The organism is Micromonospora sp. WMMD961, from assembly GCF_029626145.1.
GTDB lineage: Bacteria > Actinomycetota > Actinomycetes > Mycobacteriales > Micromonosporaceae > Micromonospora.
The window spans coordinates 396,560-408,052 of record NZ_JARUBJ010000002.1; the positions used below are offsets into that span (position 1 = coordinate 396,560).

14 protein-coding genes are annotated in these 11,493 nt (G+C 71.0%); 7 read left to right on the forward strand and 7 right to left on the reverse strand.

Translation table 11 applies throughout. From position 1 onward, the window contains the following. Positions 1-115: 115 nt before the first annotated feature. Positions 116-460, forward strand: a complete 345-nt coding sequence (locus O7614_RS01950) for a VOC family protein (protein ID WP_278136787.1) — start codon at positions 116-118, stop codon at positions 458-460. 67 nt (positions 461-527) lie between these two features. Here the strand turns inward: O7614_RS01950 and O7614_RS01955 are convergent, their stop codons facing one another. Further along, a complete protein-coding gene (locus O7614_RS01955; protein ID WP_278136788.1) occupies positions 528-1,172 on the reverse strand; it encodes a dihydrofolate reductase family protein in 645 nt (214 codons plus the stop codon). Positions 1,173-1,198: 26 nt separating this feature from the next. Beyond that, positions 1,199-1,900: a dihydrofolate reductase family protein gene (locus O7614_RS01960; RefSeq protein WP_278136789.1), complete on the reverse strand. Its 702-nt coding sequence runs from the start codon at positions 1,898-1,900 to the stop codon at positions 1,199-1,201. Between the two features lie 193 nt (positions 1,901-2,093). Between O7614_RS01960 and O7614_RS01965 the strand changes: the two genes are divergently transcribed. Then, positions 2,094-2,975, forward strand: coding sequence for an LLM class flavin-dependent oxidoreductase (locus O7614_RS01965; RefSeq protein WP_278136790.1), 882 nt, complete (start codon positions 2,094-2,096; stop codon positions 2,973-2,975). Between the two features lie 6 nt (positions 2,976-2,981). On the opposite strand, the gene O7614_RS01970 is transcribed toward O7614_RS01965, so the two are convergent. From O7614_RS01970 to O7614_RS01980, 3 genes are read right to left on the reverse strand one after another with little or no spacing between them, the layout of a single operon-like run. After that, positions 2,982-3,413: an ASCH domain-containing protein gene (locus O7614_RS01970; protein WP_278136791.1), complete on the reverse strand. Its 432-nt coding sequence runs from the start codon at positions 3,411-3,413 to the stop codon at positions 2,982-2,984. A gap of 56 nt (positions 3,414-3,469) precedes the next feature. Continuing rightward, entirely contained in the window at positions 3,470-4,510 is a 1,041-nt protein-coding gene (locus O7614_RS01975) for a questin oxidase family protein (protein WP_278136792.1), read from the reverse strand. 33 nt (positions 4,511-4,543) lie between these two features. Then, complete coding sequence (locus O7614_RS01980; RefSeq protein WP_278136793.1) at positions 4,544-5,095, reverse strand: phosphoribosyltransferase family protein; 552 nt, start codon at positions 5,093-5,095, stop codon at positions 4,544-4,546. 187 nt (positions 5,096-5,282) lie between these two features. Here O7614_RS01980 and O7614_RS01985 point away from each other — a divergent pair, with 187 nt between their 5' ends. The 4 genes from O7614_RS01985 to O7614_RS02000 all read left to right on the forward strand — a co-directional run bounded on the left by O7614_RS01985 (position 5,283) and on the right by O7614_RS02000 (position 9,690). Then, a complete protein-coding gene (locus O7614_RS01985; protein WP_278136794.1) occupies positions 5,283-5,915 on the forward strand; it encodes a septal ring lytic transglycosylase RlpA family protein in 633 nt (210 codons plus the stop codon). Between the two features lie 104 nt (positions 5,916-6,019). Then, a complete protein-coding gene (locus O7614_RS01990; RefSeq protein ID WP_278142113.1) occupies positions 6,020-7,144 on the forward strand; it encodes a PP2C family protein-serine/threonine phosphatase in 1,125 nt (374 codons plus the stop codon). Between the two features lie 128 nt (positions 7,145-7,272). Next, positions 7,273-9,129 (forward strand): acyl-CoA dehydrogenase, encoded by a 1,857-nt coding sequence (locus O7614_RS01995; RefSeq protein WP_278136795.1) that lies wholly within the window; start codon positions 7,273-7,275, stop codon positions 9,127-9,129. A 291-nt stretch (positions 9,130-9,420) separates the two neighbouring features. Beyond that, the gene (locus tag O7614_RS02000) at positions 9,421-9,690 is read left to right on the forward strand and encodes a DUF6458 family protein (protein WP_030332052.1); all 270 of its coding nucleotides are present in this window, start codon (positions 9,421-9,423) and stop codon (positions 9,688-9,690) included. A 51-nt stretch (positions 9,691-9,741) separates the two neighbouring features. On the opposite strand, the gene O7614_RS02005 is transcribed toward O7614_RS02000, so the two are convergent. Beyond that, positions 9,742-10,281, reverse strand: coding sequence for a histidine phosphatase family protein (locus tag O7614_RS02005; RefSeq protein ID WP_278136796.1), 540 nt, complete (start codon positions 10,279-10,281; stop codon positions 9,742-9,744). Between the two features lie 112 nt (positions 10,282-10,393). Between O7614_RS02005 and O7614_RS02010 the strand changes: the two genes are divergently transcribed. Continuing rightward, positions 10,394-10,681 carry a DUF6458 family protein gene (locus O7614_RS02010; RefSeq protein ID WP_278136797.1) on the forward strand — a complete coding sequence of 96 codons (288 nt, stop codon included), beginning with the start codon at positions 10,394-10,396 and terminating at the stop codon, positions 10,679-10,681. Positions 10,682-10,815: 134 nt separating this feature from the next. Here O7614_RS02010 and O7614_RS02015 read toward each other — a convergent pair whose 3' ends face one another. After that, positions 10,816-11,493, reverse strand: coding sequence for a hemolysin III family protein (locus tag O7614_RS02015; RefSeq protein ID WP_278136798.1), 678 nt, complete (start codon positions 11,491-11,493; stop codon positions 10,816-10,818).

Here is an 11,493-nt window from a genome sequence, read left to right on the forward strand (position 1 = left end):
GGGTCCCTACCCGGCGACGACACCGCCGGTATCGACAGTGGTAGTTCCAGCTGGCCCCGGCACCGGCTAGTGTCCGGCTCGGAGGTGGTCCGTGTTCACCGAAGCCTTTCCGATCGTGACGACACCTGACCTGCCACGACTGATCGGGTTCTACCGGGATGTGGTCGGCTTCGAGCTGACCTACCGGTTCCCGGACGAGGGTGTTCCGGAGTTCGTCGCGCTCCGGCTGGGCAGCAGCGAGCTCGGCCTGGCCGCCAACCCGGAGGCCGGCGACCCGGCCGAGTCGCACCGCTGGGAGCTGTGCGTCTACGCCGACGACTGCGACGTCGCGGTGCACGCCCTGCGCTCGGGCGGTGCCACGGTCGTCGAGGAGCCGGTCGACCAGCCGTGGGGGGAACGGTCCGCGCGGGTCACGGATCCCGACGGCAACCGCATGCTGGTGCTGTCCCGCCTCGCTTAGCAGGCACGGATCCCGGACGGTCTCCGTTCAGGCGTAACGGAGACCGTCCACGGTCTGCGACCCGCGGTCATCGTCGCCAGAACAGGAGATGGGTGATCCCGCTGGGGCTGGGCACCGATTCCAGGTGGAAGCGGTCGAGAAGTTCGGCGGGGCTGTCCCACAACCGCTCACCCCGGTCGAGGTCGACGGGCGCGACGGCGATGTGCATCGTGTCGACCAGATCGGCTTCGAGGAACTCGCGGATGGTGGCGACTCCACCACCGAGGCGTACGTCCCGGCCGTCGGCCGCCTGCTTCGCCTGGGCCAGTGCCTCGGCCGGACTGGCGTCGAGGAAGTGGAACGTGGTGTCGGCCAGTGTGAACGACGGACGTACGTGGTGGGTGAGCACGAAGACCGGCGTGTGGAACGGCGGGTTCTCCCCCCACCAGCCCTGCCAGTCATGGTTCTCCCAGGGGCCACGCTGTGGGCCGAACTTGTTGCGGCCCATGATCTCGGCGCCGATGTTGCACTCGGCGTCGCGGGTCAGGTAGTCGTCCAGACCCCGGCTGCCGCCGGGCTCGGTGCGGTACACGAAGCTGGCGGTGGCGGCCCGCCAGGAGAACAGCGGGGTGGGGTCGGCGTGGCCGAAGGGCCGTTCCAGGCTCTGCCCCTCTCCGGTGCCGAACCCGTCGCGCGAAACGTTGAAGCACTGCACTCGCAACAGTTGCGGCATCCTCGTCTCCTCCCGGATCGACCGTGTCACCTGGTCACCGTCGGGCCGCCGCCGCTGCCCCGATCGTCGAGCACCAGCGGGGCTCGACCGTTGACGGCGTACCGGATGTGGGTGACCTGTGGTGTGTGGATGACGCGGGTCGGCGTCAGCTCGATCGCCTCCTTCTCGGCGAGGTCGAGGTCCGCGTTGAACAGTCGCAGGCCGGTGCCGAGCACGACCGGTACGACGTGCAGCTCCAACTCGTCGAGCAGACCTGCCTTGATGACCTGCCGCACCAGGCTGCCGCCCCCGGCCACCGCGACGTTCTTGCCGCCGGCCACGGCACGGGCCTGCTCGACGGCGCTGGCCACCCCGTCCGTGACGAAGGTGAAGCTGGTTCCCCCCTGCCGCAGCAGACGCTCGCGGGGGCGGTGGGTGACGACGAAGACCGGTGCGCGAAACGGTGGCTCGTCACCCCACGGCACCTCACCGCCGTCGGCCATCCGGCGTCCCATCACGTACGCGCCGGCCGCCTCGAAAGTCTCGGCGATCACCTCGGAGTTGGTGTCCTGCTCGCCACCGGCGAAGCCCTGTCGTTCACGCCAGGCCGACGCCTCGGTCACCCAGCGGGTGACCCGGAAGAATCCGGCGCTCTCGGCCGAGTCCATCCAGTCGCCGTCGCCGTCGAACAGCGGGCCGGCGTAGAACCCGTCCGCCGACACCGACAGCTGTGCGGTCACCTTCGTCATCGCGCTGGTCCTCTCCCTGGTCACACCCCCGGACGGGGTGCGGCTCGCCAAGGGGTCGGAGCCGAACGCCGCACCCCTACCCGAGAGCAGTGTGACGTGGGTCACTTACTGGCGCAGGCTAGCGGCCGGGTGCAACCGAACGACGTCGTACGGCGACCTGGCCCGGGTGGTGCCCCGGTCTAGGCTGGCGATCATGCGGATTGGCATCGTGATCCTGCCGGACCAGCGGTGGGCGGAGGCGCAGCGTCGGTGGCGGCAGGTCGACGAGTGGGGATTCGACCACGCCTGGACGTACGACCACCTGGGTTGGCGGGACCTGGTCGACGGCCCGTGGTTCGACTCGATGGCCACGTTGACCGCCGCCGCGACGGTCACCTCCCGGATCCGGCTGGGCACCCTCGTGGCGTCGCCGAACTTCCGGCACCCGGCCGCGTTCGCCCGGCAGATCACCACTGTGGACGACGTCTCTGCCGGTCGGCTGCTGCTCGGCCTGGGCGCGGGCGGCATCGGTTTCGACTCGGCCGTGCTGGGCGGTGAGACGCTGCCGCCGCGTCAGCGCGTCGACCGGTTCGCCGAGTTCGCCGAGCTGCTCGATCTGATCCTGCGCGAGGACGGCACGACCTGGCGCGGTGACTGGTTCGCCGCGGTCGACGCCCGCAACAATCCGGGCTGCGTCCAGCAGCCCCGGGTGCCCTTCGTGATGGCCGCCAACGGGCCGCGGTCGATGCGGCTGGTGACCCGGTTCGGCCAGGGCTGGGTGACCACCGGCACCGGCGACGACAACGACCTGGAGAGCTGGTGGGGCAGCGTGTCGGCGCTGTCCGCGCGGATGGACCGCGCGCTGGACGAGGCCGGCCGCGACCCGGCCACCCTGGACCGTTATCTCTCGCTGGACGCCGCGCCGGTGTTCTCGCTCAGCAGCGCCCAGTTCTTCGCCGACCAGGTCGGCCGGGCCGCCGACCTGGGCTTCACCGACGTGGTGACGCACTGGCCACGGGCCAGCAGCTGGTACGCCGGCGACGAGAACGTGCTGTCGGACGTGGCGACCGGACTGCTGCCGGAGCTGCGTGGCTGAGGTCTGTCAGGTGCCCAGGTCGCCGCTGGCCACCCCACCCTCGCCCCCGGAGACCAGCCGCAGGCGTAGGCAGACGATCGGGCTGTCGTCGTCGACAGGTGTGCCGAGCCGCGCCCAGTAGGTCGCGTGCCCGGTCCGCCACTCCTCGATCGACCGATCCCCCTCGCCCTCGGCGCGGGCGAACTCCCACGGCACGTCGGCGAAACGGACCACCTCCACCCCGGTGATCTCCACGACGCCGGCCAGCGCATCGTCGTCGTCGACCAGGGCCAACCGTTCGCCGACGTGCTCCAGCTCCTCGCCCTCCTCCGCGTACTCGGCGAGGCGACCGGCCGTCGCGGTCTTCACGCCGGCCAGCACGAGGGTGTTGAGGGTCGCCCGCAGTTCGCCGGGGGTGCCGAGGGCGAGGGTGCGCAGTTCACCGATCCGAGGCCACATCCTGCCGAGGCTAGGCCAGTGCGCCTGACACCGCCGCCGCATTGTGCTCGGATCGGTCAGATCATCTGCCCGGCGTAGCCGGGGGCGGCGAGGAGTCGGTGGTCGCCACTGACCGCGTGCGCGTCGAGCACCGCGTCGGCCAGCTTGACCACGTGCTCGTCGCCGTGCCGAGCCGCTCGGGCGAAGACCTCCGCCGGGGTCGCGGCGGTCACGGTCGGCGGCGCGATGCCGTCGGCTGGGGCGTACACCGAGGTCACGGCCGCCGTCGCGGCCCAGGCCGCGGCGAGGCTCGGCGCCCACAGCGCCCGGTCCAGAGCCGGCAGGGTACGCAGCACAGCGGTCGGCGCGGTGACCGCGTGCACCAGCATGACCGGCGCGGTGTGCCCGAAGCGCAGGTAGTCCAGACCGGCGCGGTGCACCAACGCGGTGAGGCCGCTCTCCGCCTCGGCCGGGCTCCGCGCCGGGCGCAGCGCCGCGAGCGCCGGCTCCCATCGGGGTACGCCAGGCAGCCGCCCCAGCCGATCGAGGATGCCCCCGGTCTGGTCCTCGATCCGGGGTAGCCCGGCCAGCGCCGCGTCCACGTCCAACGGCCTCGCAGCGGCGGAGGGGTCGTCCGGCACCCGGTCCGCGCCCGGGACCGGCTGCCAACGCGCCGCCCAGTAGCCGAGGGCCTGGGCCAGTTCGGTGCGCCGGTGCGGGGTCGTGTCGTCGGTTTCGAGCGCGCGTACGGCGTGCCCGACCCGGATCACTCCGTGGGTGGCGCCGGCGGCGATGCCCGGCAGTAGTCGGGGCCACCAGGTGCCGAGCACGTCGCGCCAGGGGTGTTCGCGCAGTTGTCGGTCGAAGTACGCCAGCCAGTCCCCGGACCGCTTCGCGTCGCCCAGTGCCCCTCGCCAGTCGGTGATCGGGTGCAGCCCTCGGGGCAGCTCGTCGAGCCGGCCGAGGTAGTCGTCCAGCCAGCGGTGCACCTGCTGCTGGTGCCCGTGTCGGGTCAACGCCTCGACGGCCATCGGCCCGTGGTTGGAGAGCCAGCCCTCGAATTCGGGGCCGGTGCGGTGCAGTCGTTCGTACGCCTCGTCGAGGATTCCGTCACTCATCCATCGATCGTCGAAGGTGAAGGGCGGTTCAGGTCAAGCCGGTAGATCAGCGGCGTTGATCAGGCCGGTGATCCGTAGGTCGGCCGCGACCTCGGGCGGGCAGTCGACGGCCACCACTGCGGTGCCCAGCACCTCGGCGCCGCGCGTGGCACAGATGTCGTAGAGGGCGCGGAGTTGCGCGCCCGTGCGCACCCAGTCGTCCACCACCAGCACCCGGTCGCCGGTGCCGAGGTGCCGGTCCCGCACGGCCAGGTCGACCTGCCGGCCCCGGTAGTCCGGTGCGCTCTGCGCCCAGGTGAGCGGCCCGGCCGGCAGCCGTCCGTCGCCGGGTTTGTGTGCGGCCACGAAACCGACCCCGAGTGCGGTGGCGGCCAGTGGCCCGAGCAGCAGCCCGGTGACCGCCGGGGCGAGCACCACCGTCGGCCGGGCGGCCCGATGCGGCGCCACCAGGGCTGGTCCCAGCTCGGCCAGGACCTCCGGGTCCCGCCACCAACCGGAGATGTCGCTGACCAGGTGACTCGTGCCCGGGCCGGGGTCGACCCACCGGAACAGGGCGGCCAGGCGGTCGGTGAGCTCAGCGGGCATCCACTCATCCTCCGGCACGTTCGGTCGACGTGCCGGCACCCGGGCCAGCCGGCCCACCCCGGGTCGGATGATCGGCTACACGTACCAGTGCAAATACGGTCATACCACGATGATCACGTTGACTTCGGAAGTACTTCTCTCGTTACGGTCCGACCCGGTTTGTTCAGTCGACGAAAGGACCGGGCCGGTGGCAGGCAGGCACTCCCGTACCCGCATCTTCTCCTCTCCGGCGGGCGTCGTGGCCACCGCGGCGGTCGGCGTCGCCCTCGCCGTCGGGGGCACGTTCGGTGCCGTGCAGCTGACCTCCAACTCCGCCCAGTCCGGGCAGACGGCTCTCGACCTCACCCCGACCACCGCCGCCAGCAGCATCGCCCCCACTACGCCGGCCGCCTCTCCAAGTGCCAGCGCCTCCCCGAGCGCGTCCGCCAGCCCGTCGGCCACCCGGTCGCAGCAGGCCGCCTCCCGAGGCAGGGCCCGCACCGCGTCACCCAAGCCGAGCCCGACCGCCAAGAAGACCACGGCGGCGGCGAAGGTCCTGGACAGCGGCTCGTGTGGGGCCTCGTTCTACTCCGACGGGCAGCTCACCGCCAACGGTGAGTCGTTCAACCCGAACGCCCTGACCGCCGCGCACAAGACGCTGCCGTTCAACACCAAGGTCCGGGTGACCAACCCGGCCAACGGAAAGTCGGTCGTGGTCCGGATCAACGACCGTGGTCCCTTCATCGACGGCCGGTGCCTGGACCTCTCCCGGGCCGCGTTCGCCACCATCGCCTCCGTCGACGTCGGCGCGCTCACCGTCCGCTACGAGGTCCTCGGCTGAGCGGGGCGGGTGACGTCGATCTGGTCGCCCGATTGGCCCGGCCGGTCAGAACCTCCTCGGACGAGGGGTCAGGTTCATTCACCGTTTCACGAGGATCAGGCAAACTGTCCCTCGTATCCACGCGATTCCTCCAGCCGGGCCGTCGCCCGCTGAGCCCCGGATCCCGCGCCGGCCTCGGCGCGGCCCTCGTTCTGCTCGCGATCGTGTCGGCGGTGGAGGCGGCGGACGGACGCTGGGCGCACTACGTCGCGCTGTTGGCGGCCGTACCCGTTCTCGCCGCCGCGCTGGCCTCCTGGCCGGTGGTGCTGGGCGTGGGCGTCGCGGCGACAGTGGTCGGAGCCGCCTTCGCCCTGGTCGAGCCGAAGATGTCGCTGGACACCTCGGTCGACGTGGTCGGGATCGCGCTCGCCACCGGGCTGGCGGCGGCGGTGACCTCGGTCCGCCAGCGGCAGGCGGAGCGGATCGTCGAGTTGACCAGGCTCGCCTCGGTCGCCCAGCAGGCGGTGCTGCGCCCCCTCGGGCCGCAGATCGGCACGCTGTCGGTCGCCGGTCGGTACATCTCCTCCACGGCGACCGCCGAGATCGGCGGTGACCTGTACGAGGCGATCGACACGCCATACGGCGTGCGCATGATCATCGGTGACGTACGCGGCAAGGGCCTGGACGCGGTCCGGCTGGCCAGCATCGTGCTCGGCTCCTACCGGCACGTGGCGTACGAGCGGGCCGACCTGCGTGCCATCGTCGCCGACCTGGACCGTGCGGTGGCCCGCAATGTCGGTGACGAGGATTTCGTGACCGCGGCGCTGGTCGAGGAGCGCGGCGGCACACTCACCATCGTCAATTGCGGCCACCCGCCGCCGCTGCTGCTGCGCCGCGGCGCGGTGATCCCGCTGGAACCGCCGGCACCGGCACCTCCGCTCGGGTTCATGCCGGTGGTCCGCCCCCGGGTCGAACGCCTGGAGCCCGGTGACCGGCTACTGCTGTTCACCGACGGGCTCGGCGAGGCGCGCCGGGACGGCGAGTTCTTCCCCACCGCCGACCGGGCCTGGCGGCTGCTCGGCCACGGCACGGTCGCCAACGGGTTGGCCTCGCTGGAGACGGCTCTGATCGAGTGGGTCCACGGGCGTCTGGACGACGACATCGCGCTGGTCCTCATGGAGTACGTCGGTGCCCGTACCGGCGCGGCTGCGGCCGTTCCGAGCTGGGAGGTCGGTGCCACCGAGAGCTGATCCCGCTCGGGGGCACGAAGGTGTGTAATCGCCGTCACTTGGGTGATCCGCTTGTCGCTGGCTACCCGCGAGTAATACAGTTGGGGTTACTGATCGGTAACACCTGTCCGGAAGCGGGGCCAGCGAGCATGACCCACTACAAGAGCAACCTGCGGGACCTTGAGTTCAACCTGTTCGAGGTCTTTGGGGCGGACCGGGCGTTCGGCCAGGAGCCGTACTCGGATCTCGACGCCGACACCGCCCGCAGCTTCCTCGCCGAGCTCGACCGCCTCGCCCGCGAGGATCTTGCCGCCAGCTACACGGACAGTGACCGCAACCCGCCGGTGTTCGACCCGGCCACGCACACCGCGCCGTTGCCGGCGTCGTTCAAGAAGTCCTACCAGGCATTCATGGACTCCGAGTTCTGGCGCCTGGACCTGCCGCCAGAGCTGGGTGGCACCAACGCGCCCCGTGCCCTCTGGTGGGCGCTCGCCGAGCTGGTGCTCGGCTCGAACGCCCCCATCTGGATGTACGCCTCCGGCCCGTCCTTCGCGCACGTACTGCACGTCGAGGGCACCGACCGGCAGAAGCAGTGGGCCAAGCTCTTCATCGACAAGCAGTGGGGCTCCACGATGGTGCTCACCGAGCCGGACGCCGGCTCGGACGTTGGTGCCGGCCGCGCCCGCGCGACCCAGCAGCCCGACGGTTCCTGGCACATCGAGGGCGTGAAGCGCTTCATCACCTCGGGCGAGCACGACCTGAGCGACAACATCGTGCACTACGTGCTGGCCCGCCCGGTCGGCGTGGAGGGCGTCGGTGGCCCCGGCACCAAGGGCCTGTCGCTCTTCGTGGTGCCGAAGTTCCACTTCGACGAGACCACCGGCGAGTTGGGTGAGCGCAACGGCGTCTACACCACGAACGTCGAACACAAGATGGGCCTGAAGGTCTCCAACACCTGCGAGCTGACCTTCGGCGAGCATGGCGTGCCGGCCAAGGGCTGGCTGCTCGGTGACAAGCACGACGGCATCCGGCAGATGTTCATGATCATCGAGTACGCCCGGATGCTGGTCGGCACCAAGGCGATCGCGACCCTCTCCACCGGCTACCTCAACGCCCTGGAGTACGCGAAGAGCCGGGTGCAGGGCGCCGACCTGATCCAGCAGGCGGACAAGGCGGCCCCGCGGGTCACCATCACCCACCACCCGGACGTGCGTCGTTCGCTGCTGCTGCAGAAGTCGTACGCCGAGGGTCTTCGTGCTCTGGTCCTCTACACCGCCTCCTGGCAGGACAAGGTCGCGATTGCCGAGGCGGCCGGCGACGAGAAGGCCACCAAGCTGGCCAAGCGGGTCAACGACCTGCTGCTGCCGCTGGTCAAGGGCGTCGGGTCGGAGCGGGCCTACGAGCTGCTCGGGCACGAGTCGCTGCAGACCTTCGGCGGTTCCGGGTTCCTCCAGGACTACCCGCTGGAGCAGTACGTCCGCGACGCCAAGATCGACACTCTGTACGAGGGCACCACCGCCATCCAGAGCCTGGACCTGATCTTCCGCAAGATCGTCCGGGACAACGGCAAGGCACTGATGGCGGTAGCCGGCGAGATCCAGGAGTTCATCTCCTCCGAGGCGGGCAACGGTCAGCTCAAGGAGGAGCGGCAGGCGCTCGGTAAGGCGCTGGCCGAGGTCCAGAACATCCTCGGCGTGATGACCGGCTGGCTGGGCGAGGCGCAGGGTGGCGACACCCGGGCGCTCTACAAGGTCGGGCTCAGCAGCCGGCGCTTCCTGCTGGCGATCGGCGACCTGGTCGTCGGCTGGCTGCTCCAGCGGCAGGCCGACGTGGCGCTGAAGGCGCTGGCCGGCGACGTCTCCACCAGCGACAAGGCGTTCTACACCGGCAAGGTGGCCGCCGCCCGCTTCTTCGCCCGCGAGGTGCTGCCCCGCATCGGCGCCGACCGGCGGATCATCGAGGGTGCCGACCTCGACATCATGGACCTCCCGGAGGAGGCCTTCTGACCGTGCCACGGCACGGCTGACGGTTCCGGTCGCACCACCCCGTACCGACACCGACGGCCGGCGAGGGCGACATGCCCCGCCGGCCGTCGCTGCGTCCGGATGGATGCCCCTGCCGAACCGGCGAGATCACGCCCCCGGGCGGTCCGGCCTCCTCGCGCGAGAGGCGTCTGGCCGCCGGGGCGGGCACGCATTGGGCCAGCCCGGCCGGGTATGCCGGCGTCGTGACGGGTAACCGTCGCGTGACCTCGAAAGGGAACGCCCAGAGCCACCGCACGGGGGAGTGCAGCGCATATGGGTGTAGGAAGCGGCATCTTTCTCATCGCGATCGGCGCGATCCTGACCTTCGCGCTGAGAGCCAACGTCTGGTGGATCGACGTACGGGCCGTCGGCTGGGTCTTCATCCTGGCCGGCCTGGCCGTACTGCTGACCACGCTCTGGTTCTGGCAGGACCGGCGTAAGCGGGCCCGAACCCTCATCGTGGAGGAGAACCGGCTCTCTCATCCCACCGCGATGATGCCGCCGCCGCCAGACCCGCCGCCACCAACCGCTCCGCCGTCCTGAGGACGACCTGGGCGCGTACCTCTGAGCCACCCGCCGGAACCGGCGGGTGGCTCAGTCGCGTGCGATGTGCCCTGCCGTGATCGGGGCCCCAGCCCGACCCAACTCCGCCCAGCCGAATCGGCCACGATGCACCGCCAGTTCGGCGGTACGCAGACCCTCCTCTGCCGCGCCGTCCGGGTCGAGGAGCGCGGAGAGCAGGGAAATGCCTGGATTGTGGGCAATGAGTAAGGCGGTCTGGGCGGCCGGGTCGACCGCCCGGACCAGCGCCAACAATTCCTCGGGGTGGGCGTCGTACGCGCCGGGCTCATAACGGACGGTCGGTAGAGGACCGCTCGGACCTCCCTCCGGCGGTGCACCGGCCATCCCCATCGCCACCCCGTGCCAGGTCTGCCGGGTACGCCTGGCTGGCGAGCAGATCACCACGTCAGGTAGCAGGCCCTGCCGCGCCAGCCACGCGCCGGCCGCTGCCGCGTCGGCTTCCCCGCGTGCGCTGAGCGGCCGGTCGGCGTCGTCCGCCGCGTCGCTACCCTGCTCGGCCTTGGCGTGCCGTAGCAGGACCAGTGTCCGTGTCTCGGAGTCGGCGTCCGTCATGCCCCCAGCTTGCCCGATTGGCGATCTCCGTGCCTGGGTAAGTCAATGCCTGCCGCACCCCTACCGACGGCCGCGGCGCGTCGTACGCCAGGTTAGAGCCGAGGAGCGAGACATGGGCATTGGTGGCAGCATTTTCTTGATCGCGCTTGGCGCGATCCTCGCATTTGCCGTGGAAGCCGACCTGGGCTGGCTTGACCTGTCCGTGGTCGGCTGGGTGCTGATGCTGGCCGGCGTCGCCGGCCTGCTCGCCACCCTCTACTTCTGGAACAGCCGCCGCCGCAGGGTGGTCGCCGCTCCGGTCCGCGAGGAGCGCGTGGTGGCCGACCGGGTCGTGCCGGTCCAGGACGACCAGGTCATGCGGGAGTACCGCGAGGTTCGTCGGCCGGGCCGCCCGGTCTGATCCTCGCCCGCGCACTCCGGGGTCCCGCAGCGTCGCGGGGCCCCGGCTCGCATGTCGACCAAGCTCGCGCCCCGGCTGTTCGGGTGAGGCGAACAGGCTCCGGCCGATCGGGTGACCGGCTCCGACCGTCTGGATCAGGCGAACAGCGCGAAGTAGATCGCGATGTGGTGGCAGAGCGCCGCCAGCAGCGTGCAGGCGTGGAAGAACTCGTGGTGACCGAAGACGGTCGGCCACGGATTGGGCCGCCGCAACGCGTAGAAGATCGCGCCCACGCTGTAGATCGCGCCGCCGACGATCAGCAGCACCAGCGCCGCGACACCGCCGCCGTGCAGGATCTCCGGCAGCATGGCCACCGCCACCCAGCCCAGCGCCAGGTAGAGCGGCGCGGACACCCAGCGCGGCGCGTGCGGCCAGACCAGCTTGAGCGCCACGCCGGCCAGTGCGCCAGCCCAGACCAGGGCCAGCATCACGGTGGCCGGCCGGGGCGCGAGCAGCATCACGCAGAGCGGTGTGTACGTGCCGGCGATGAACACGAAGATCATCGAGTGGTCCATCCGGCGCATCACCTGGTAGCCGCGCTCCGACCACACCCGACGGTGGTACAACGCGCTCGTGCCGAAGAGCCCGCAGACGGTCAGGCTGTAGATGAGGCAGCTCACCAGGGGCGCCCACCCCGGCCGGGTAGCGGCGATCGAGCAGAGCACGATGCCGCACGCCACCGCGACGAAGAAGGCGTACGTGTGCAGCCAGCCGCGCATCCGGGGCTTACCGATGTCGACCGGCTTCAGGCGAAGCGGGGCGGAGGTGGTCAC

Coding starts and splice junctions, on each gene's coding strand:
- O7614_RS01955 (WP_278136788.1), bottom strand. CDS start 1,172: ATGCCGCAACTGTTGCGAGTGCAGTGCTTCAACGTTTCGCGCGACGGG.
- O7614_RS01960 (WP_278136789.1), bottom strand. CDS start 1,900: ATGACGAAGGTGACCGCACAGCTGTCGGTGTCGGCGGACGGGTTCTAC.
- O7614_RS01965 (WP_278136790.1), top strand. CDS start 2,094: ATGCGGATTGGCATCGTGATCCTGCCGGACCAGCGGTGGGCGGAGGCG.
- O7614_RS01970 (WP_278136791.1), bottom strand. CDS start 3,413: ATGTGGCCTCGGATCGGTGAACTGCGCACCCTCGCCCTCGGCACCCCC.
- O7614_RS01975 (WP_278136792.1), bottom strand. CDS start 4,510: ATGAGTGACGGAATCCTCGACGAGGCGTACGAACGACTGCACCGCACC.
- O7614_RS01980 (WP_278136793.1), bottom strand. CDS start 5,095: ATGCCCGCTGAGCTCACCGACCGCCTGGCCGCCCTGTTCCGGTGGGTC.
- O7614_RS01995 (WP_278136795.1), top strand. CDS start 7,273: ATGACCCACTACAAGAGCAACCTGCGGGACCTTGAGTTCAACCTGTTC.
- O7614_RS02000 (WP_030332052.1), top strand. CDS start 9,421: ATGGGTGTAGGAAGCGGCATCTTTCTCATCGCGATCGGCGCGATCCTG.
- O7614_RS02005 (WP_278136796.1), bottom strand. CDS start 10,281: ATGACGGACGCCGACTCCGAGACACGGACACTGGTCCTGCTACGGCAC.
- O7614_RS02010 (WP_278136797.1), top strand. CDS start 10,394: ATGGGCATTGGTGGCAGCATTTTCTTGATCGCGCTTGGCGCGATCCTC.